Origin of the sequence: Bacillus infantis, from assembly GCF_020171945.1 — a bacterium.
Classification (GTDB): Bacteria; Bacillota; Bacilli; order Bacillales; family Cytobacillaceae; genus Bacillus_AB; species Bacillus_AB infantis_A.
Window position 1 is genome coordinate 81208 of the sequence record NZ_JAIVAP010000015.1, and the last position, 22175, is coordinate 103382.

Here is a 22175-nt window from a genome sequence, read left to right on the forward strand (position 1 = left end):
TCCCATCAGGCCAATGCAGACCGGCCAGCAGACGGCTTACAACGGGGAGGCAGAGTCTTCCTCATTTTAGAACAGATCAAGCTGCCGGGGAGCCAGGCCTGTATACTCAATTCCCATCATATCAACCAGCTGGAGAGCATTATCTGCCGCATCCCCGCCTGAGTTATTATTAAAGACAGCATATACCTTCTTTGTGCTTTTTTCCAGTTCCCTGAGCGCCGGGGCCCAGCTGGAAAGCTCCTCCTCATTATAGCGGTAGAGGTATCTCACTTCCCGCCAATTCTCCGCATTCTTTTTCTGCCAGCCATGCACGTTCCTTCCATGGAAACGGACAAGTGCCTTTTCCGGATGGGTACTTTCCAGGACTGTTGGGACAGACCCCTCGCCGGACTGGGGTTCATCGCAAATGCTGTGGATCCATTTTTCCTGCTCCATGAACCTTAATGTCTTGTCCTTCATTCCCGGATAGAACCACGTTTGATTACGGAATTCCAGCGCGCAAGGGATATCCTCCATCTGCTCCTTGCACCAGCGCAGATAATCAACATTTTCCCTTCGGCAGTCAAACCATGGCGGAAACTGAAAAAGTGCCATGCCGAGCTTATCCTTGGCAATATAAGGCTGCAAGGACTCCTTAAACGCTGTAAACATCTCTTCCTTGCTGTCAAAAGGGATTTCTCCCCGCTGATGGCCGGTCATCCCCTGGTAGGCTTTTACGATGAATTCAAAGCCGTCAGGCGTTTCTTCTGTCCATTTATGTGCATTCCTCAGAGGCTGGACAGCATAAAAAGAAGCATCCACCTCTACAATGGGGAAATATGCTGCATATTCCTTCAGTTTATCACGCGGGGATATGCCCTTTTTATACAGGCTGTCATGATCACCCCAGCCTGTAAGTCCTATATTGATCATGCTGCCGCCTCCTTCCCGTTCTCTATGTAACGTTCTATTTTCCCTCTTTCACGCCTGGAAAAACCACGAAGCACTCTTGGCTCCATTATACAAGAACATCCGTCAGGCCGCTTTCAAGGTGCCTTAATAAAAGCAAAAAACCCATCCGGCAAAATTCCCGGATGGGCTCAAGCTTGATCAGCCGATTGAACCTTCCATCTCGAACTTGATCAGACGGTTCATTTCAACTGCATATTCCATTGGAAGCTCTTTTGTAAATGGCTCGATGAAGCCCATTACAATCATTTCTGTCGCTTCTTCTTCGGAGATGCCGCGGCTCATCAGATAGAACAGCTGCTCTTCCGAAACCTTTGATACCTTCGCTTCGTGTTCAAGCGAAATATTATCATTCAGGATTTCATTGTATGGGATTGTATCAGAAGTAGACTGATTATCCATGATCAATGTATCGCACTCAATATTTGCACGAGCGCCTTCCGCTTTGCGGCCGAAGTGCACGATTCCGCGGTATGTTACTTTACCGCCCTGCTTGGAGATTGATTTTGATACGATTGTAGAAGAAGTATTTGGAGCAAGGTGGATCATTTTTGCCCCTGCGTCCTGGTGCTGGCCTTTCCCTGCAAGTGCGATGGAAAGGGTCATGCCCCGGGCGCCTTCTCCTTTCAGGATAACAGCCGGATATTTCATTGTCAGCTTGGAGCCGATGTTTCCGTCAATCCATTCCATTGTGGCATTGGCTTCACATACAGCCCTCTTTGTTACAAGGTTGTATACATTGTTAGCCCAGTTCTGGATTGTTGTATAGCGGCAGTAGGCATCCTTTTTGATGATGATTTCTACAACTGCACTGTGAAGGGAGTTCGTTGTATAGACTGGAGCTGTACATCCTTCAACATAGTGTACATGGGCGCCTTCATCCACGATGATGAGCGTGCGCTCAAACTGCCCCATATTCTCTGAATTGATGCGGAAGTAAGCCTGAAGCGGAGTATCCACCTTTATGCCTTTTGGCACGTAGATGAAGGAACCGCCTGACCATACAGCAGAGTTCAGAGCCGCAAACTTATTGTCGGTCGGAGGGATTACCTTCGCCCAGTGCTCGCGGAAAATATCTTCGTTTTCCCTTAAAGCAGAATCTGTATCCTTGAATACGATTCCTTTTGCTTCAAGGTCTTCCTGCATATTATGGTAAACAACCTCTGACTCATACTGCGCAGAAACACCTGCAAGGTACTTCTGCTCCGCTTCCGGGATGCCAAGCTTGTCAAACGTCTGCTTGATTTCTTCCGGCACTTCGTCCCATGAGCGTTCTGTCTTTTCAGAAGGCTTTACATAATAAGTGATTTCATCAAAGTTTAATGACGCTAAATCTCCGCCCCATTGAGGCATTGGCATGTTGTAGAAATGTTCAAGAGATTTTAAACGGAAGTCAAGCATCCACTGAGGCTCTTCTTTCAGCTTTGAAATTTCCTCTACGATTTCCTTCGTCAAACCACGTTTTGAGCGGAAAATGGAAACGTCTTTATCGGCAAATCCGTATTTATAATCACCGATTTCAGGCATCTTTTTTGCCATCGTCGTTTTCCTCCATTCAGGGCAGACAGGGCCTTAGAGCCCTGTCTTGCCGTTTATTGTTGTTCTTCTTCCTTCAGGCCCTTTTCCATAGCCTTCCATGAAAGAGTCGCACATTTGATGCGGGCCGGGAACTTTGAAACGCCCTGCAGTGCTTCAATATCACCCAAATCCAAGTCTTCATCATACTCTTTGCCCTGCATCATATCTGAAAAGATCTTTGAGAGCTTTAAGGCATCTTCAACTTTCTGGCCCTTGATAGCCTGGGTCATCATAGATGCTGAAGACATTGAGATGGAGCAGCCTTCGCCGTCAAATCTGGCGTCCGCCACCTTCCCATCCTCAACCTTAAGCGTCAGCTGGATCCTGTCTCCGCAGGTTGGATTGTTCATATTGATCGTCAAGCTGTTATCTTCTTCAAGAACCCCTTTATTGCGGGGGTTCTTGTAATGATCCATAATGACTTGCCTGTACAGGGTATCTAAATTATTAAAAGACATCGCTGAAATACTCCTTTGTTTTAACAAGTCCTTCAACAAGCTTATCAATATCCTCTTCCGTGTTGTACAGGTAAAAACTGGCCCGTGCCGTTGCCGAAGCCTTCAGCCATTTCATCAGCGGCTGTGCACAGTGATGGCCTGCCCTCACCGCAATTCCTTCAGCATCAAGGACAGTCGCCACATCATGCGGATGGACATCATCAAGATTGAAGGTTACAAGTCCCGCTCTCTCGCCGGCATTCTTCGGTCCATAGATGGTCATGCCTTCAACCGATGACATTTTTTCCATTGCGTATGCGGCAAGCTTATGCTCATGAGCTTCAATGTTTTCAAGGCCGACTTCCTGAAGAAAATCAATTGCTGCACCAAGGCCGATGGCTCCTGCAATAATCGGGGTGCCGGCCTCGAACTTCCAGGGAAGCTCCTTCCAGGTAGAATCATAGAGATCAACAAAGTCGATCATCTCTCCGCCGAAGAGTACAGGCTCCATGTTTTCAAGAAGCTGCTTTTTGCCGTATAAGACGCCAATCCCGGTCGGGCCGCACATCTTATGTCCAGAAAAAGCAAGGAAGTCGCAGTCAAGATCCTGGACATCCACCTTCATATGGGGCGCAGCCTGTGCACCGTCCACCACCATGATCGCGCCATTTTCATGGGCAATCCTCGCGATATCCTTGATCGGGTTCATGACGCCAAGGACATTGGACACCATCATAATGCTGACAATCTTCGTACTGCTTGTAACCGTCTTGCGGACATCCTCCAGTGAAATGGTGCCGTCCTCCTGAAGAGGGACATATTTCAGCACCGCTCCGGCCCTTTTGGCTGCCTGCTGCCACGGAATGATATTGCTGTGGTGCTCCATATAGGAGATGACAATTTCATCACCTTCGGAAAGATTGTCTCCTCCATAGCTTGAAGCGACCATATTCAATGCGCTTGTTGTCCCGCTCGTGAAGATAACTTCCTCAATCGAACGGGCATTAATGAATTTCCTGGCCTTTTCCCTTGCACCTTCATACGCATCCGTCGCTTTTGTACCAAGGGTATGCACCCCGCGGTGGACATTGGAGTTATACCCGCGGTAATACTGGTCCAATGCCTCGATGACCTGTACGGGCTTCTGGGAAGTTGCGGCGCTGTCAAGGTAAACCAAAGGCCTTCCGTTGACTTCCTGGTTCAGAATAGGGAAATGTTCACGGATATCCTTGAAATCCATTACTTTACTTTCCTTTCAATCACATCAACAAGCTGCTTTTTGACTCCTTCGATCGGAAGTTCTTTCACGACCGGAGCAAGGAATCCGTGGATGACAAGGCGCTCTGCCTCTGTCTGCGGAATTCCCCGGCTCATCAGGTAGTACAGCTGTGTTGGATCCACACGGCCGACAGATGCCGCGTGGCCTGCCGTTACATCATCCTCATCAATGAGAAGGATCGGGTTTGCGTCTCCGCGCGCCTTTTCGCTCAGCATCAGAACGCGGGACTCCTGCTCTGCATTCGATTTCGTTGCACCGTGTTCGATCTTGCCGATGCCGTTGAAGATGGAAGAGGCACTCTCTTTCATAACGCCATGCTTAAGGATATAGCCTTCTGTATTTTTACCGTAATGGACGACACTTGTCGTGAAGTTCTGCTTTTGCTCCCCGCGACCGACGACAACAGTCTTCGTATCGCCGACAGAACCGTCCCCAATCAGGTTCGTTACGTTTTCGGAAATTGTGTTTCCATCATTCATGAGCCCGAGAGCCCATTCAATGCGGGAATCCCGTTCAGCCCTGCCGCGGCGGTTAACATACGTAGTGATTCCTTTTGCAAGGTTATCAACTGTTCCGTACTGCACCCTGCTGTTAGTTCCTGCAAGCACTTCAGTGACGATATTAAAAATCCCGTCTGCTGAATCGATCGTTGAGAGGTATGTTTCAACATAAGTAACACTGCTGTTATCTTCAGCTACGATCAGTACATGGTTGAAGACATTGGCTTCTTTGTCATCATGCAGATAGATCGCCTGGATCGGCTCAGACACCTCAACATTACGCGGCACATATAAGAATGCCCCGCCGTTCAGAAGTGCTGCATGAAGTGCTGTCAGGCGGTGTTCATCCACCTTAACGCCATCCTTCATGAAATACTTCTGCAGAAGGTCGCCGTATTCGCGTGCAGCTGTGAAGATATCCGCAAAAATGACTCCCTGGTCCTGCAGTTCTTTCGAAAGGGAAAGATGTGTCGGACGGTTATTGCGCTGGATATAAAGGTTCTTGCTCTCTTTATCCAGGTCAATCAAAGATTTTGCTTCTTCCGGAAGATTGTCAAGTGAGCCAAAATCTTCGCTTTCCACTATATGCTTTTCAAACTGTGTGAAGTTCCATTTATCGATCTTTGTTTTATCAGGTCGCGGCATTGGCAGCGTCTCAGCGTCAGCAAGAGCTTTTACACGCAGGTCTGTCAGCCAGGCCGGTTCACCCATTTCTTTTGAAAAAGAGCTGATATACTCTTTGTCAAACGGCAATTTCGTTTCAATAGTCATCGTGATCCCCCTAACGCTTACGCTTCTTGCCCTACGGTTTCGTCTTCAATGCCAAGTTCTTTCTTGATCCAGTCATAACCTTCAGCCTCAAGGCGCTGTGCCAGCTCAGGCCCGCCTGATTTAACGATGCGGCCCTGCATCATGACATGCACATGGTCAGGAGTGATGTAGTTAAGAAGGCGCTGATAGTGAGTGATGATCAGGCAGCCGAAATCTTCGCCGCGCATTTCATTGATCCCTTTGGAAACAACCTTCAGGGCATCAATATCCAATCCGGAATCGATTTCATCAAGGATGGCGATTTTCGGTTCGATCATCATCAGCTGCAGGATTTCGTTGCGCTTTTTCTCGCCTCCGGAGAAGCCTTCATTCAGATAGCGCTGTGCCATATCCTGGTCCATTTCAAGGAAGTCCATCTTGCTGTCCATTTTGCGGATGAATTTCATCAGTGAAATTTCATTGCCTTCCTCCATGCGGCTGTTGATCGCAGAACGCAGGAAGTCCGCATTTGTAACTCCGCTGATTTCACTTGGATACTGCATGGCAAGGAACAGGCCTGCACGCGCACGCTCATCCACTTCCATCTCAAGTACATCTTCATTATCCAATTCAATGCTTCCTGAGGTTACCTCATATTTAGGATGTCCCATGATTGCAGATGAAAGGGTTGATTTACCGGTTCCGTTAGGACCCATAATCGCGTGGATTTCTCCGCCTTTCACTTCAAGGTTGACCCCTTTAAGAATTTCTTTGTCCTCAATAGAAACATGAAGATCATTAATTTTAAGTGTAGATCCAGCCATCATTATACCTCCGTCAATAAAAAAGATTTGTATATACCGGCAATAGCCGCAAATCTCTATTCTCATTTTATTCTCATTACAATCTTATAACAAATAGAAAGTGTTAGCAACTCTTTAACAACACGCAGATAGTATTAATTATCTGGTAAGAACTTTTATTGGCTAAACTCTTTCCGCTTCCCTGGATCGAAAACTGGAAATCCAGGCATGTCCAAACTATTTTTCCCTGCAGAGCGGCTTTCAATGTACATGAATTCGGGTGCAGTCCCTACAGTTTAACATAAGTATAGTCCGGGCTCCTACTGTTCCTGTTCCGCTTTATCCTAAAAGAAAAACCAGTGCGGCATCACACTGGTTTCAACTGTTTTTCTTCCTTATTATATATAATTCTTAAGAATGTACTTTTCTTTCCAGATCCGCTACCATACGCTGGCTTTTCAGATAGTCCTGCTCGCGCCTTTTTTCTACGCTCATCCGTACATCATGTTTTCGGCTGTATACCTCATAGCCGACACCGTGGGCACTATGCATCGCTTTTTCCATTTCACTTGTGTAATTCAAGTCCAGCTGACTGATAGTAAATCAATCCTTTCGATTTTGTCGCTTCCGCGATTTATTTTACTCATGGAATATCGTAACACTCCTCATATACCACGCTCAAACAGGAAAAAACCTCATTTTTTATAATTCATTAAGGTATCCCCTGTTGAAGAGACCTCATCTCCGCCATCCTTACAATTCCGGCTGAATTCTTCCATATAAAGGTTGTCTCTCTTCCAAGAGCCCATACAGCAGGCAAAAAAGGAAGCAGCCCTGCTTCCAGGCAGGGCTGCTTTATCATATAGATCTGCTTTTATTGCTTCATCTGCCCCTGATTCAATTCATCCATTGCTTCCTGCACAAGGGTGACTGCCTGGCTCATTGCTGCGCCGCCGCCAAAAGCCGCTGTTACGCCGACTGCTTCAAGTACTTCTTCCTCACTTGCCCCCTGGTCTAGGCAGCCTTTCACATGATAGATAATGCAGTATTCATCCTGAGAATACAGGCTGATTCCAAGGGCAATCAGCTGCTTTTGCTTTTGGGAGAGGCTTCCTTCTTTAAAGCATGCCTCTGTGAATGCATTATAATGCTTGGCCAGATCCGGCATTTTTTGTGTAAATGTGCCAAGGCCCATTTTATAGTCATGAAGAGCTGCTTCGATTGAATTTGACGGTTCGTATGAATGCTCCATTCGTGTCCACTCCATTCCTGAAATCTTTAACACCGTTAGTATGTTTTATTTTCAGAAATGCTATGCGGGCTCAAATGGAACCGCATGTGCTGTTTTTTGGCATAAGAAAAGGCAGCCTGCTTTTTCAGCGGCTGCCTTTTTTCTTTTATTACTCAGATACAGGAACAACTGCACCTTCATATTTTTCAAGGATGAAATCCTGGATTTCTTTAGAGTGAAGCACTTCAACAAGCGCCTTAACCGCTTCTTTATCTTCGTCACCGTTCTTAACAGCGATTACGTTCACATATGGGGATTCCTTGTCTTCGATTGCAATGGAATCTTCAATTGGATTCAAGCCTGCATCAATAGCATAGTTAGAGTTGATCAGAACTGCATCGCCTTCATCGTTGTTGTAGATCTGCGGAAGGAGTGAAGCTTCATATTCTGTATCAAACTCAAGGTTTTTCTCGTTTGTTTCAATATCATCAATTGTTGCCTTCACTTTGTCTACGCCTTCTTTAAGAGTGATCAGGCCTTCTTTTTCAAGCATAGTCAGGATACGGCCATGGTCAGCAACTGAGTTGCTCATCAGGACTTTTGCGCCGTCAGGAAGCTCATCAAGGCTCTTGTATTTCTTTGAGTACACACCGATAGGCTCAATGTGGATCCCGCCTGCATTAACAAAATCATAATCATTTTCTTCAATTTGTGATTCAAGATACGGGATGTGCTGGAAATAGTTTGCGTCAAGCTCGCCGGAATTCAGTGCCTGGTTAGGCAGGATATAATCCTGGAATGTTACGACCTCAAGTTCTACTCCCTTTTCTTCCAAAAGCGGCTTAGCTTCTTCCAGAATTTCAGCGTGCGGGACATTGGAAGCTCCCACAACCAGTTTGGATGTTTCTTCTTTCCCGCTGTCCGCGTTTCCTCCATCAGCATTTTCTTCGGATGTTCCGCATGCTGAAATGACGAGCGCTACGGCAAGTGCCAATACAAGTGATAACCATTTTTTCATTAGTTAAAGTCTCCTTTTATCGTTTGTCTAGTTTAGAAGTTATGATGTCTCCAATGACTTGGATGATAAACACAATCAGAAGGATGACGATCGTCGCCATCAGGGTTACATCAAAGCGGTTCCGCTGGAAGCCTTCCAGATAAGCAAGGTTCCCAAGTCCGCCTGCACCGATGACTCCGGCCATTGCGGTAAAGCCCACAAGCGAGATGGCTGTAACGGTAATCCCGGATACAAGAGCCGGCATGGATTCAGGCAGGAGCACCTTAAAGATGATTGTGCTCGTTCTGGCACCCATCGACTTTGCTGCTTCAATGACGCCTTTATCTATTTCCCGCAAAGCAATTTCAACCATACGGGCATAAAATGGTGCTGCGCCGATGATCAGGGCAGGCAATGCTGCGTTTTCTCCGATCATGCTTCCCACAAGAAATTTCGTGAACGGGATCAACAATACAATTAAGATGATGAACGGGATGGACCTGAATACATTGACAAACGCCGCAATAATTTTATTGATGAGTGCATTTTGCCAGATGTTCCCCCTTGAAGTAAGGAAAAGCAGCAGGCCGAGCACGATTCCCAGTATAAACGTGACCACAACGGAGATGCCTGTCATATAGAGCGTTTCATTTGTCGCTTCCCACATCTTATCCCAGTTAACATTCGGAAAAAATTCATTAAGCATTCGAAATCACCTCCACGCCAACCTGCTGTGCATGGATATATTCAATCGCTTTGGCAATTTCGTCAGCCTGCCCATCAAGATGGATGAACAATGTTCCATAAGAGCCGTTTTGTGTCTGCGAGATTTTACCTTGAAGGATATTCACGGTCAATTCAAAGGAACGGATCAGATTCGTGATGAGCGGCTGTTCAGCCGATTCCCCGACAAAGGACAGCTGTACAACTTTCCCGTGCGGATACAATCCAAGCAAGGCCTCTGCAGTCTCTCTTGTTTCCTCAGGTTCTGTGACCTGCTGGACAAATCTCTTTGTGATCTGCTCGCGCGGGTTTTTAAAGACTTCAAGGACAGGGCCGATTTCCACGGCCTTTCCGCCTTCCATGACAGCCACCCGATGGCAGATCTTCCTGATCACATGCATTTCGTGGGTGATAAGTACTATGGTCAATCCAAGACGGCTGTTGATGTCCACAAGCAGGTCCAGAATGGAATCCGTTGTCTGAGGATCAAGTGCCGAAGTTGCCTCATCACACAGAAGCACCTTCGGGTTATTGGCAAGTGCCCTGGCGATCCCGACGCGCTGCTTCTGCCCGCCGCTCAGCTGTGAAGGATATGCATCCTCACGGCCGTCGAGGCCGACCAGCCTGATGAGCTCGGTTACCCTTTTTTCTCTTTCCTGGCGCGGCACTCCCGCAATTTCCAGCGGAAATGCAATATTGTCCTTTACGGACCTTGACCAGAGAAGATTAAAGTGCTGGAAGATCATGCTGATTTCCTGGCGCGCTTTGCGCAGCTCTGCACCCCTGATTTTTGAAATCTCCCTGCCGGCGACCGTGACCGTTCCCTCTGAGGGAAGCTCAAGTCCGTTCAGCATCCGGATCAAGGTGCTTTTCCCTGCACCGCTGTATCCGATCACTCCGAAAATTTCACCTTCCCTGATTTCAAGGTTGACATCATCAACCGCTTTGACCGGACCCTTTTTTGACGAGTATATCTTTTTAACATCTTTTATTGAAATCAATTGCCGTATTCACCTCTTTTTATATCCAATTAGACAAATGGCTTTACAGAGATATAACCTCCTGCTAATCCTCTTAAAAGTAGTTTCCTGAAACCAGGGCAAGATTATTCCATGGCTTCAAGACAGGAGACTTTTCTGTAAAAATAAAAATGCCTTTCTGCATGTGAGCAGAAAGGCATGATGGAAAAACCTTTCTCTCATCTGCCAAAGCTTTAAAAGCTTTGTGTGAATTGGCACCATTTCAATAAACATTGACGGTTGCCGGGCTTCATCGGGCACATCCCTCCACCTCTCTTGATAAGAGCTATCATATATGAAATTTATTTTCATTCATTAGCCATTTTTGAATTACGAGTGCTATCGTATCATGGATGAAAAAGGGTGTCAACAACAAAGTTTAATACTAAAAATTACCGGCTGATTCCTGAAGTTCACACCTTCCCAGCCAGCGAATGGCTTCCCGTTGCAGCTTCAATTGCCTGCTCAAGGTCCTCGATCAGATCTTCGGCATTTTCTATGCCCACAGAAATGCGGATCAGATCCTCCGGCACACCTGCTGACTTAAGGCCTTCTGAATCAAGCTGCTGGTGAGTGGTGCTGGCAGGATGGATGATGAGGCTTTTGGCATCGCCGACATTGGCTACATGCGCCCACAGTTCCAGGCTGTTGATCAGCTTGGCGCCGGCCTCCCTGCCTCCCTCAATCCCAAATACAGCGACAGCTCCGGCTCCTTTAGGCAAATACTTATCAGCAAGTGCCTTATCAGGATGGTCTTCATCCCCCGGATAAAGCACCCAAGTCACAGAAGGGTGATTCTTTAGATAATCTGTCACCTTTTTTGTATTGCTGATATGCTCTTTCATCCTCACATGCAGTGTTTCAAGACCAAGAGTGAACTGGAATGCGTTCTGCGGACTGAGTGCCGGCCCCAGGTCCCTCAGCAGCTGGACTCTAGCTTTGACGATAAAAGCTGCCGCACCGATTGCTTCACTGTACACCAGGTTATTGTAGCTTGGGTCCGGATTGGTGAAGCCCGGGAATTTCACTGAATTCCAATCAAAACGGCCTGCGTCTACAATGATTCCCCCCATTGTTGTACCATTTCCCAGCAGCCATTTTGTTGCTGAATGAATCACAATGTCTGCACCGAAATCAATCGGCCTGCAAAGATATGGAGTGGCAAATGTATTGTCAACAATCAGCGGTATGCCGGCCTCATGGGCAACTTCGGCCACTTTTTCTATATCAAGGACCTTTAAGCTCGGATTGCCGATTGTTTCAGCAAACACTGCTTTTGTTTTTTCGGTGATGGCCTCCCTGAAATTTTCCGGATCCTCGGGATTGACCAGCTTCACATTGATTCCGTATTTAGGAAGGGTCACAGCAAATAAATTATACGTCCCTCCATAAAGATTTGAAGCTGCTACAATTTCATCTCCGGCCTGGGCGATGTTCAGGATGGCAAGAGTGATGGCAGCCTGGCCGCTTGCAACAGCAAGTGCCCCCACGCCGCCTTCAAGCAGTGAGACCCTTTCCTCAAATACAGTAACTGTCGGATTATGGATTCTTGTATAGATATAGCCCGGCTCCTTTAAGCCGAACAGATTGGCGGCGTGCTCTGTATTTTGGAACTGATATGCATTATTCTGATAGATCGGCACTGCCCTTGCCCCTGTTGCAGGATCAGGCTGCAGCCCTCCGTGTACACCAAGTGTTTCAAATCGATAGTTCTTTTGCTTCTCTGCCATTGTTATCTCTCCTTCGGTTTTTCGAATATTTTCATTATGCCGGATCACTGCTGGTGACAAATAAAAGCCCCTCTGCAGAAGAGGGGCTTTTTCGCTCAACTTATCTGCCAGAGTCATGCTCTGCTGGAATTAGCACCGGTTCATGCCGGTTGCCGGGTTTCATCGGGCCAGTCCCTCCACCTCTCTTGATAAGAAATATGAAATTTTTAGCGTGCTAGAAGTTAAAATGATAGTATCATAACCAGCAAAAAAGAGTCAACAGATTTTTTAGAAAGTTCAGATATAATGTTATAGCCTGCGTTCGACAAATTGAAAGCCTTATGACAATTTCCCGAGAAATATCTGCTGATTAAACAATCTTTGCTGTATTTGTTCTTCCGGCAGGCTCTGAAAGCCTTCTGAATACGACAAAAAAGTATGTAGAGCCTATTAAATACAATACCGCAGTAATCGTGAAGACAATAGAATATCCCCAATAATCTCCGTATTTGATGACAATGCCTGTAGAGACAGGTCCCATTACTGCCCAGCCCAGATTGAATACCATCTGATTGACCGAGCTTGCCAGCCCTCTTTTTGAATCATCCACCTTCGACATCATCAAGGACATCTGGATTGGATTTCCAGCATTCATTAAAGCCTGCCTGAAGAGAAAGCCCATGGCAGCCAGCCATAAATTCTCTGTATAAGCAGTCAGGAGCAGGAAAGGCAGGGAGGAAAGCTGCAGGAAAACGACCGCCTTCACCTCCCCGATCCTCCTTACCACCTGGGGGCCAATGATCATGGCTGCCGCCGTAGCTGCCTGCCCGAGTGAAATAATAAGGCCGATTGCAGAATTTGACGCATTGAAACGATCTGCAAAATACAGGTTCAGATAAGGTATGACAAGGCCTGCCCCAAATCCGATAAACAGCTGGGCGACAGCGAACAGAATGATGATCTTGAAACCCTCGTCCTTCAGAGAAAACCGTGCGCTTCCTTTAGCTCCGCCGATTTGCGGGATTTTATCGATCCGCTTTTCCTGAAAGCGGAGTATCGGAAATATTCCCGCCAAATAGATGGCTCCTCCCAGCAGCAAAGTAAATCGTATGCTCGCCAGCTCGGAGAAATAAAAAGCAAACAAGTCAGTCAGCAGTCCGCCGCTTAAATTGCCAATAACATTGGCCCCTGTCATGACAGCGAAATGAATGCTGAACAAGTGCACTCTCTGCTCAGGCTTTGAATTCTCAGTCAGCCAGGGGATGGAAGATACCTGGATGAAGGCCGTCCCCAGCCCTGTGCCAAAGGCAAACAGTATAAGCAGGCTCTGCATGTCAACCATGCTCCTGGCAAGCAGGATTACACCGGTTGCAGCAGCCCCGAACTGCATAGCCTTCTTCCGGCCGATCCTGTCGCTCATGAGGCCGGCAGGGATCAGCACAAGGGCTGTCGCCAGTGCAGTCATCGCGATAATCTGGCCATTCACCTGCTCTGAATAGCCAAGCTCCCGTATATAAAAATTATAAATGACCATAAAAATGCCCATTCCGATTTGCGTGAAAATATTGGCTGCAAAAGCCCGGCGTATATTACTGTTATATCCGCGGATCTGTTCAGCCCATTCCTGATAGAAAGCCATTATGTATGCTCCTCGAATTTATTTCGTTTCCCTAAATAATCATAATATCGTTTTGGGAAAAAAGCTATCCTTTTACTCGGAATCTTCTGTTATTTCTGTGAAATGTTTTGGAATTATTTTATCCATCGGCTATATCAACCCCTGGACACCGGCCGCGGACAGATGCGCAAACAGTAAAAAGCCTGTACCAGTCGGGTATCCCCCCTCCAGTACAGGCTTGCTTATTCACAGCAGATATTCTTTTGTTTTTTCCAGCAGGTATGGAACAGAGTGGAATGCGTATATCTTTTCTGCCAGCTTTCCCTCCCGGAAAAATAGCAGGCAGGGAACACTTTCTACTGACCACTTGCCGGCCAGGTCAGGAAAATAGTTCAAGTTTGCCTGCCTGCATTCAATCCCCGGCAGTACCTCAAGGGTAACTGACAGCATCCGTCCAGCCATCTGGCATGTTCCGCACATCGGTGTGTAAAGATAGAGCATCCATGTCTCCCTGTCTTTTTCATACCGCTCCAAATCCCCAATTATCAGTTCTTGCAACCCTATCATCCTCTATCTAAAAACTCAGCATATACATCTATATTTGCGCCGAGCAGAACTGTTGCCAGGTGCTGCTCAGGTGCAGTCGCCACTTCCCGGTACATTTTATCAATATATAGATGTGCTGCTTCCGGGAATTCCCGTTTAAACTGCTTTCTCAGCTTTTCGCCGGATTCATCTGCATCCACCAGAATATAGACATCGCGATCAAATAATTCGTCGATCAATTCATCCAGGCGGGTTATGCTGATTGTCCCGTTCGTACAAATGATTTCAACAGGCTCCTTAATAATGCTCTTCACCTTGCGCTTATCAGAAGTGCCCTCGACAATAATTACCTTTTCTATGTTTTCTGCATGCATATTCATCACCTGACGGGAGTTGATATTTTTACTTTACCTTATTCTATGTTCGGCAAAATGGTGTTGAACTCCTGCCTTGCTTTAGGAAAACGGGCATTCCCTCACTTGCTGAAAGCTGCCCTCCCTGCGTTAAGCCTTATCAAAATCCGCCCATAAAAGAGCCGGCAAATCCTTATTTACCCTTTTTTCTGCAAAAAAAACAGCGGCAATGCCCGCTGTTCTTTAGCACCAGCCGCCTTCATCACAGTCCGTATAACGGGCTTCCGGCTGCTCTGTTGAAGTAATATGCTGGTAAATTTTCTGTTCATTCTGCTCGAAATGATGGCCAAGGGTAAATGAAGCACCTTCAGGCATCGGCGCTTCCCCGATCATCTCATTCCCAAGATAAAGCTCCAGCTTCCCGTCCTTCAGCCTTCCTGTAACCCGATCGGTAATATCGATCTTTTGCTGTTTCAGTGTCATTAGAATCCCACCCTTTTTGCTTTCTTAACAATAGAATGCCCTTCTAGCTGAAAGTAACTATGGGAAATTAATTACATTGTGTGAGGGATAGAAAAACCGGAAAGAAAAAGCATAAAAGCGCCTGTAACAGGCGCTTATCTTTTAATCTTCGTTGGTCATCTCTTCATATTGTTCAGCAGTCATCAGCTTGTCCACTTCGCTGCTGTCTGCAGGCTCAACAACGACCATCCAGGCCTTTTCATAAGGAGATTCATTTACAAATTCAGGGCTGTCATTCAGCTCTTCGTTGATTTCAACCACCTTGCCGCTGATTGGAGCATATAATTCAGATACAGTCTTTACAGACTCAACGCTTCCAAAAGGTTCATTCACCGTGATGCTGTCCCCGACTTCAGGAAGCTCAACGAAAACGATGTCCCCGAGTTCTGATTGGGCAAAATCGGTAATGCCGACCCGTACTTTTTCTCCTTCAACTTTAACCCATTCATGTTCTTCTGAGTAACGCAATTCCTTAGGTATGCTGCTCACAATAATCCCTCCAAGATTCTAGTTCTTTACCGGGCTTAAGCCTTGCTATAAAGGAAATAGCAGATGATGCCTTAAAGCCATGTTTTAGCAAAATCCTCTTCTCTGAAACCGACTGTCGCTTTTTGGCCGTCGAATGCCAAAGGCCGCTTTATCAGCATACCGTCAGATGCAAGCAAGTCCAGCAGCTCCGTGTCGGACATGGCTTTCACCTTGTCCTTCAAACCAAGCTCCCTGTACTTCTGGCCGCTCGTATTAAAGAATTTTTTAATATCAAGGCAGCTTTTTCTATAAGCATCTTCAAGCTCAGTGCGTGAAGGAGGATTTTCGACAATATGTACTTCATGGTAAGGAACGCCGTTTTCTTCAAGCCATTTTTTGGCCTTGCGGCATGTCCCGCATTTAGGATACCAGTAAAAATTCAGCGCCAAATTCTGCACCACCCAATCGTTCTTATCCAAACTCACAGGTTAATCACCCATTTAATTGCATACTATCATATTTTCGGCAAAATTCATAACCTTGAGTTTTAAAAATTTCGTCAGATCGAGGGTGTTCAAAAACAGCAATTGCTCCTCCGGGTAGAGGAGCAATGCGTCTTTGCCATTTTAGTTCCAAAGATAATCGGATTTTACTTCCGATTACAGTACATAACGCTCAGCGTCAATCAGCTTCTCGGAAGCCTCGCGTTTTTTGGCGATAAGATTGATCGGTGTGTGGCGTGTGAATTTGCGGAGGGCAGAAAGCATCATGCGGAGTGCATCCCCGTTCTCTGCTGCAACCAAAGTCTCTTTTGCATCCTGTTCAATCTTATTGAATGCCTCCTGGCAGAAAATCTGCGTGTAAAGAAGCTTTTGCTTGCTCTTTTCAGCGCCGTCCTTGCTGATAGCCTTTTCAGTCCTGAGTACTGCCGACTCCATTGCATAGGCATTGGAAACAATGTCTGCAATATTCACAAGAATTTCCTGTTCTTTTTCAATGGCTTTGCCATACTTCTGGGCTGCGAGTCCTGCTGCAAGCAAGCCGATTTTCTTAGCATTCTTCACTAAATATTTTTCCTGTGCCAAAGGCTCATCACCAGGCTCCTCAGGCATCAGCATCATCAGCTCTTCCTGGAGCGCCTGAGCTTTCTGGAATAAAGGCAGCTCTCCTTTGAAAGCTTTGCGCAGGTAAGTGCCAGGCACCAGAAGGCGGTTGATTTCATTTGTACCTTCAAAAATTCTGTTGATGCGGGAATCGCGGTAGATTCTTTCAATTTCATATTCAGCCATGAAACCATAGCCGCCGTGCAGCTGTACGCCTTCATCGGCAATATAGTCAAGAACTTCTGTGGCAAAGAACTTGTTCAGGGAGCACTCGATTGCGTACTCTGCAATAGAGTTGGCAACTTCTTTGCCGTTCTTCACTTCTTCATCTGAAAGCCTGCTCATCCGGTCCTCGAACAATCCGACAGTACGGTAGACAGAGCTCTCAGCCGCGTACAGCTTTGCCGCCATATTGGCAAGCTTCTCTTTCGTAAGATTGAATTGGGAGATCGGCGTCTTGAACTGCTGGCGCTGATTGGTATATTGTACAGTAACTTCGTACGCGCGCTTTGAAGCTCCGACTGCTCCTACCCCAAGCTTGTAGCGGCCGATATTCAGGATGTTGAAGGCGATGATATGACCTTTTCCAAGTTCTCCCAGAAGATTTTCCTTCGGCACTTGTGCATCTTCAAGGATCAGCGTCCTTGTGGAAGAGCTCTTGATGCCCATTTTCTTTTCCTCAGGCCCTGTGGAAACGCCAGGATACTCTCTTTCAACGATGAAGGCGGAGAAATGCTCGCCATCCACTTTCGCATAGACAACAAACACATCGGCAAAGCCGGCATTGGTGATCCATTGCTTCTCGCCGTTCAGGACATAGTGCGTGCCTTCAGCGTTTAATTTTGCAGTCGTTTTTGCTCCAAGTGCATCTGATCCTGAGCCTGGTTCAGTAAGTGCATAGGCAGCAATCTTTTCGCCAGTCGCCAAAAGAGGCAGATATTTTTGCTTTTGTTCTTCATCTCCGAACAGAACGATTGGAAGCGATCCTATTCCGACATGGGCGCCGTGGGTGATTGAGAATCCGCCGGCACGGGACATTTTTTCAGCGATAAGAGCCGAGCTCACCTTATCAAGGCCAAGCCCGCCGTACTCTTCCGGCACATCTGCGCCAAGGAGCCCAAGGTCCCCTGCCTGCTTCAGCAGTTTGACTGAGCGGTCGAATTCATGGTTCTCCAGGTGTTCAACCTGCGGGACTACTTCATTTACCACATAATCCTCAGTTGTCTTGGCAATCATTTTCTGCTCATCAGTATAATCCTCCGGTGTAAACACACGGTCATAAGATACATCTTCAATAAGGAAGCTTCCGCCTTTGATTACGTTTTCTGTTTGGTTAGACATCTTTTTTCCTCCATTCAATTGAAGGAGCGCTGGCTCCGGTTTTATATTAGGCTAAGTTAAACATTGCTGCTGATTTTGAGCTTTTTTCAGCTGTGCTGAAATGAGTGCGTAACAGAGTTTCACACAAATGCCCAAAATCAGCATAGAACACTAACAGAGCCCTTTTATTAAAAATTACCTTTTAAATATGATAGATGGCATTTAGAGAAGCTCGAATACCCCGGCTGCACCCATGCCGCCGCCGATGCACATTGTGACAACCCCGAACTGCTGGTTGCGGCGCTTCATTTCGTGCAGGAGCGTCAGAGTCAACTTTGCACCTGTACAGCCAAGCGGATGCCCCAGGGCGATCGCTCCGCCGTTTACATTCACTTTATCCTCATCAAGGCCAAGCTCCCTGATGATCTGGATTGATTGTGAAGCAAATGCTTCATTCAGTTCGAACAGGCCGATATCAGACAGCTCCAGGCCGGCAAGCTTCAATGCTTTAGGAATAGCTACAATCGGCCCGATCCCCATCACTTCAGGAGGCACACCGCCAACAGCAAAGCTTCTGAACTTGGCCATCGGTTTCAGGCTGAGCGAGTCTGCTTTCTCCCGGTCCATCACCATGACCGCTGCAGCGCCGTCACTTGTCTGCGAGGAATTCCCCGCCGTGACAGAGCCTGTGACAGAGAACGCCGGACGCAGCTTGCCGAGTGTATCGACCGTTGAATCAGGGCGCACTCCCTCATCTGTAGTGAATTGAACGTTTTTCTCAACAAGCTTATTGTCTTTCCCGACTGAACGGAAAGTTACATCAACAGGCACAATTTCATCCTGGAACTTGCCTTCCTGGATCGCTTTTGCCGCTCTTTGATGGCTCCGGACCGCGAATGCATCCTGGTCTTCACGGCTGATGCCGTATTTTTTGGCCACTTCTTCTGCCGTATGCCCCATGCCCATATAATATTCAGGCGCACTTTCCGCGAGCTTTGCATTCGGGCGGACCACATGGCCCATCATCGGCACAAGGCTCATTGATTCAGCTCCGCCTGCGATGACAGTGTCCGCACTGCCTACCATGATTTTTTCAGCAGCATAAGCAATGGTCTGCAGGCCAGAAGAACAATAACGGTTGACTGTTACTGCCGGCACTGTATGAGGCAGCCCTGCAAGCGCCCCGATATTGCGGGCCATATTCAGCCCCTGCTCAGCCTCCGGCATGGCACAGCCGATAATCAAGTCATCAATATTCCCTTCATAGCCTCCGGCCCGCCTTAAGGTTTCTTTTACAGCCAGTGCCCCCAAATCATCTGGACGGACATGGGCAAGCGTCCCTTTTTTCGCCTTGCCGACGGGCGTCCTGGCACCAGCAACAATAACTGCTTCTCTCATCGTTCATTCCCTCTCTTTCTATGGATGTTCGAGATTTAATCTATCAATCTGCCAATATGTCAGTTGCGCAATGGCTTTCCTTTAACAAGCATATGCTGCATGCGCTGCTGGGATTTCGGCTGCGCTACGAGGCTGAGGAAAGCTTCTCTTTCCAGATCCAGAAGATACTGCTCATCAACTTCTGTCCCGTATGGCACCTTGCCGCCGGCAATGACATACGCCAGTTTTTGGGCAATTTTTAAATCATGTTCAGAAATAAAGCCTGAGTACAGCATCGCCTGTGCTCCAAGGAGAAGTGTCGCATATCCCGTTTCGCCGACTACCGGAACCTTCTTCCTGACCGGAGGCGTATAGCCCTGTTCATGGAGAGCAAGGACCGCCTGCTTCGCATCATACAGCTGATGGTCTCCGTTCACGCTGATTCCGTCTGCAGCTCCCAGGAAGTTATTTTCCCTTGCTTCCTCCCCTGAAGTCGATACCTTAGCCATAGCAATGCTTTCAAATACTTTGTTGGCCACTTTTTGCAGATCAAACTCCACTCCGTTTGGCATGCCTTCAAGATGCTTGATATACAGCTCCTTGTTGCCGCCTCCGCCAGGGATGAGGCCGACGCCAGCTTCCACAAGCCCCATGTATGTTTCCATTGAAGCCTGGATATGTGCTGCCGGCAGGCATATCTCTGCGCCGCCGCCAAGCGTCATGGCAAATGGCGCAGCTACTACCGGCTTGGTGCTGTACTTGATTTTCATCATAGCCTGCTGGAAGTGGCGGACAACCATATCAAGTTCAAAGACATTATCATCCTGCGCCTCCATCAGGATCATCGCCAGGTTGGCACCCACGGAGAAATTCTTGCCCTGGTTGCCGATTACAAGGCCTTTATAGTTCTTTTCAACTTCATCAACAGCAAAATTAATCATCTGGATGATATCAAGACCGATGGCATTGCTTTGTGAATGGAATTCAAGAAGGGCAACTCCGTCTCCAAGATCCAATAGGCTAGCGCCTGTATTTTTCCTGATGACTCCCTTTTGTTTTTTAAGCTTCTTTATATTGATATTCTTTGGGTTTTCTTCTTCAGGTACATATTCGCCGTTTTTATAGAAGAAGATATCTCCGTTTTCTTCCTTATAGAAGGATGTGTGTCCATTGGAGAGCATTTCCTTAATCCATGCAGGGACTTCCTTGCCCTCTGCCTCCATTTTGCCGACTGATTTCTCGAGGCCGATGCTATCCCAGGTTTCGAACGGGCCCATCTGCCAGCCAAAGCCCCATTTCATTGCTTTATCAATGCTTGTGACATCATCTGCAATTTCGCCTAGCAGCTCAGCTGAGTACAGCAGCGCCGGGCTGAGGATATTCCAGAGAAGCTGGCCAGCTTTATCATCCGCGTATACAAGCGCTTTCAATTTGTTAGCCAATCCTTTTTCCTGCTTGCTCATTTCAACCGAAGCAGCTTTCAGCTTTTGGCGCGGCCCGTACTCAAGCGTGTCCGGATTGAGTTCAAGGATTTCTTTTCCTTCCTTCTTAAAGAACCCTTGCCCGGATTTGCTGCCAAGCCAGCCATTCTCAAGCATCTGCTTCATGAATGCCGGCACTTCAAAGGCCTCTTTTTCCTTGCCGTCCACCTGCTCATATACGTTGTTCGCCACGTGGATGAAAGTATCAAGCCCAACAACATCCAGCGTCCGGAAAGTCGCGCTTTTCGGCCTGCCGATCAGAGGTCCTGTCACAGAGTCTACCTCTCCTACACTATAGCCGCCCTTCAGCATTTCCTGTACAGTGATCAGAAGCCCGTAGGTCCCGATGCGGTTTCCGATGAAATTCGGTGTATCCTTTGCTTCAACAACGCCTTTGCCCAGTACATCTTCACCAAACTTCTTCATGAAAGAAAGGACTTCAGCTGATGTCGTTTTGGCAGGGATCACTTCCAGCAGCTTCAGATAGCGCGGCGGATTGAAAAAGTGGGTGCCGATAAAATGCTTTTGGAAATCATCGGATCTTCCTTCAGCCATGCTGTTCACGGAGATTCCGGAAGTGTTGGAGCTGATGATGCTGCCAGGCTTCCGGAACTGGTCAACCTTCGCAAATACCTGCTTTTTTATGTCCAGATTTTCGACGACTACTTCGATAATCCAATCTACATCTTTCAAACGTTCCATATCATCTTCAAAATTGCCGGCTTCAAGCAGAGCAAGGCTTTTTTTGGATGTGAGCGGAGCCGGCTTTTGCTTGAGAAGCTTTTGCAGCGCTCCCTGGCTGATCCTGTTGCGGACCGCCTTATCCTCCAATGTAAGGCCCTTCTTCTGTTCAGCCTCGTTTAATTCGCGAGGCACAATATCCAGCAGCAATGTCGGGATGCCAATGTTAGCCAAATGTGCAGCAATTCCTGAGCCCATCACACCGGAGCCTAATACTGCTGCCTTCTTAATTTGTTGGATCAATTTTGTTTCCCCCTTTGACACTTTTGAATGAACACTCATTCATTTTCTTGTTAAAAAAAATGGCAGAGAATGAGTACTGTTAGTTATTACTATAAGATATTTCTGAAATTTTCGCAATATTTAGGAGTGAAATTTATTAAAATTTACAATGTCTGGCTTATAGTGAATATCTTTGAATGGACAACCTAGTATGGAGGCTCCCCAAAAGGTGAACGGCGCTTTATAGGCAAATGCAGTTTTTTGGGCGGGCAATCCCCGACTAATTTTGATTGGCAGGCAGGAGGTGAGCAGGATGAAGCATAAGAAAAACCCTTCAAAAGCAGGCGTGAGCGCAGCCAGTGTAAAAGGCGACGCAGGCCCGACAGTTGAACGCGACGGCGGAGGCAAGAGAAACAGCCAAAATAATCAGTATAAGAAGTAAGAATTGAT

22 protein-coding genes and 2 riboswitches are annotated in these 22175 nt (G+C 47.1%); of the genes, 1 reads left to right on the forward strand and 21 read right to left on the reverse strand.

The genetic code is table 11. The features are described 5' to 3' along the window. Positions 1-66: 66 nt before the first annotated feature. The 21 genes from LCM00_RS18275 to LCM00_RS18375 form a co-directional block, all read right to left on the reverse strand. Positions 67-912: a DUF72 domain-containing protein gene (locus LCM00_RS18275; protein ID WP_224904754.1), complete on the reverse strand. Its 846-nt coding sequence runs from the start codon at positions 910-912 to the stop codon at positions 67-69. A 177-nt stretch (positions 913-1089) separates the two neighbouring features. Further along, the gene (gene sufB, locus LCM00_RS18280; RefSeq protein ID WP_224904756.1) at positions 1090-2487 is read right to left on the reverse strand and encodes a Fe-S cluster assembly protein SufB; all 1398 of its coding nucleotides are present in this window, start codon (positions 2485-2487) and stop codon (positions 1090-1092) included. Between the two features lie 53 nt (positions 2488-2540). Continuing rightward, complete coding sequence (gene sufU / locus LCM00_RS18285; protein ID WP_009791476.1) at positions 2541-2984, reverse strand: Fe-S cluster assembly sulfur transfer protein SufU; 444 nt, start codon at positions 2982-2984, stop codon at positions 2541-2543. Continuing rightward, a complete protein-coding gene (locus LCM00_RS18290; RefSeq protein WP_224904758.1) occupies positions 2974-4203 on the reverse strand; it encodes a cysteine desulfurase in 1230 nt (409 codons plus the stop codon). Before LCM00_RS18290 ends, sufU begins: the two co-directional genes overlap by 11 nt. Then, positions 4203-5513: a Fe-S cluster assembly protein SufD gene (sufD, locus tag LCM00_RS18295; protein WP_224904760.1), complete on the reverse strand. Its 1311-nt coding sequence runs from the start codon at positions 5511-5513 to the stop codon at positions 4203-4205. Before sufD ends, LCM00_RS18290 begins: the two co-directional genes overlap by 1 nt. A 17-nt stretch (positions 5514-5530) precedes the next feature. Continuing rightward, positions 5531-6316 (reverse strand): Fe-S cluster assembly ATPase SufC, encoded by a 786-nt coding sequence (gene sufC, locus LCM00_RS18300; RefSeq protein ID WP_009791479.1) that lies wholly within the window; start codon positions 6314-6316, stop codon positions 5531-5533. A 390-nt stretch (positions 6317-6706) separates the two neighbouring features. Beyond that, positions 6707-6877 carry a hypothetical protein gene (locus LCM00_RS18305; protein ID WP_156917020.1) on the reverse strand — a complete coding sequence of 57 codons (171 nt, stop codon included), beginning with the start codon at positions 6875-6877 and terminating at the stop codon, positions 6707-6709. A gap of 292 nt (positions 6878-7169) precedes the next feature. Continuing rightward, the gene (locus tag LCM00_RS18310) at positions 7170-7547 is read right to left on the reverse strand and encodes a carboxymuconolactone decarboxylase family protein (RefSeq protein WP_224904762.1); all 378 of its coding nucleotides are present in this window, start codon (positions 7545-7547) and stop codon (positions 7170-7172) included. 148 nt (positions 7548-7695) lie between these two features. After that, positions 7696-8544, reverse strand: a complete 849-nt coding sequence (locus tag LCM00_RS18315) for a MetQ/NlpA family ABC transporter substrate-binding protein (RefSeq protein ID WP_224904764.1) — start codon at positions 8542-8544, stop codon at positions 7696-7698. A gap of 16 nt (positions 8545-8560) precedes the next feature. Next, positions 8561-9229: a methionine ABC transporter permease gene (locus tag LCM00_RS18320; RefSeq protein WP_224904766.1), complete on the reverse strand. Its 669-nt coding sequence runs from the start codon at positions 9227-9229 to the stop codon at positions 8561-8563. Continuing rightward, positions 9222-10247 carry a methionine ABC transporter ATP-binding protein gene (locus LCM00_RS18325; RefSeq protein ID WP_224904768.1) on the reverse strand — a complete coding sequence of 342 codons (1026 nt, stop codon included), beginning with the start codon at positions 10245-10247 and terminating at the stop codon, positions 9222-9224. The genes LCM00_RS18320 and LCM00_RS18325 overlap by 8 nt, the downstream gene beginning before the upstream one ends. Positions 10248-10441: 194 nt before the next feature. Beyond that, positions 10442-10551: riboswitch (SAM riboswitch) on the reverse strand. Positions 10552-10678: 127 nt separating this feature from the next. After that, entirely contained in the window at positions 10679-11995 is a 1317-nt protein-coding gene (locus tag LCM00_RS18330; protein ID WP_224904770.1) for an O-acetylhomoserine aminocarboxypropyltransferase/cysteine synthase family protein, read from the reverse strand. 97 nt (positions 11996-12092) lie between these two features. Next, positions 12093-12190: riboswitch (SAM riboswitch) on the reverse strand. Positions 12191-12344: 154 nt separating this feature from the next. Further along, the gene (locus LCM00_RS18335; protein ID WP_224904772.1) at positions 12345-13613 is read right to left on the reverse strand and encodes an MFS transporter; all 1269 of its coding nucleotides are present in this window, start codon (positions 13611-13613) and stop codon (positions 12345-12347) included. 225 nt (positions 13614-13838) lie between these two features. After that, positions 13839-14159 carry a thioredoxin family protein gene (locus tag LCM00_RS18340; protein WP_224904774.1) on the reverse strand — a complete coding sequence of 107 codons (321 nt, stop codon included), beginning with the start codon at positions 14157-14159 and terminating at the stop codon, positions 13839-13841. Continuing rightward, positions 14156-14512 (reverse strand): toprim domain-containing protein, encoded by a 357-nt coding sequence (locus LCM00_RS18345; protein ID WP_224904776.1) that lies wholly within the window; start codon positions 14510-14512, stop codon positions 14156-14158. The genes LCM00_RS18340 and LCM00_RS18345 overlap by 4 nt, the downstream gene beginning before the upstream one ends. Before the next feature lie 222 nt (positions 14513-14734). Next, entirely contained in the window at positions 14735-14974 is a 240-nt protein-coding gene (locus tag LCM00_RS18350; protein WP_224904778.1) for a YusG family protein, read from the reverse strand. 141 nt (positions 14975-15115) lie between these two features. Next, positions 15116-15502, reverse strand: coding sequence for a glycine cleavage system protein GcvH (gene gcvH / locus LCM00_RS18355; RefSeq protein WP_009791493.1), 387 nt, complete (start codon positions 15500-15502; stop codon positions 15116-15118). A 71-nt stretch (positions 15503-15573) separates the two neighbouring features. Next, positions 15574-15930 (reverse strand): arsenate reductase family protein, encoded by a 357-nt coding sequence (locus LCM00_RS18360; RefSeq protein WP_224904809.1) that lies wholly within the window; start codon positions 15928-15930, stop codon positions 15574-15576. 210 nt (positions 15931-16140) lie between these two features. Next, complete coding sequence (locus LCM00_RS18365) at positions 16141-17925, reverse strand: acyl-CoA dehydrogenase family protein (protein ID WP_224904779.1); 1785 nt, start codon at positions 17923-17925, stop codon at positions 16141-16143. Positions 17926-18126: 201 nt separating this feature from the next. Beyond that, positions 18127-19302 carry an acetyl-CoA C-acetyltransferase gene (locus LCM00_RS18370; RefSeq protein ID WP_094769825.1) on the reverse strand — a complete coding sequence of 392 codons (1176 nt, stop codon included), beginning with the start codon at positions 19300-19302 and terminating at the stop codon, positions 18127-18129. A gap of 59 nt (positions 19303-19361) precedes the next feature. Further along, positions 19362-21743, reverse strand: a complete 2382-nt coding sequence (locus LCM00_RS18375) for a 3-hydroxyacyl-CoA dehydrogenase/enoyl-CoA hydratase family protein (protein ID WP_224904811.1) — start codon at positions 21741-21743, stop codon at positions 19362-19364. A gap of 295 nt (positions 21744-22038) precedes the next feature. Here LCM00_RS18375 and LCM00_RS18380 point away from each other — a divergent pair, with 295 nt between their 5' ends. Then, complete coding sequence (locus LCM00_RS18380) at positions 22039-22167, forward strand: YuzL family protein (protein ID WP_009791500.1); 129 nt, start codon at positions 22039-22041, stop codon at positions 22165-22167. Positions 22168-22175: the final 8 nt, after the last annotated feature.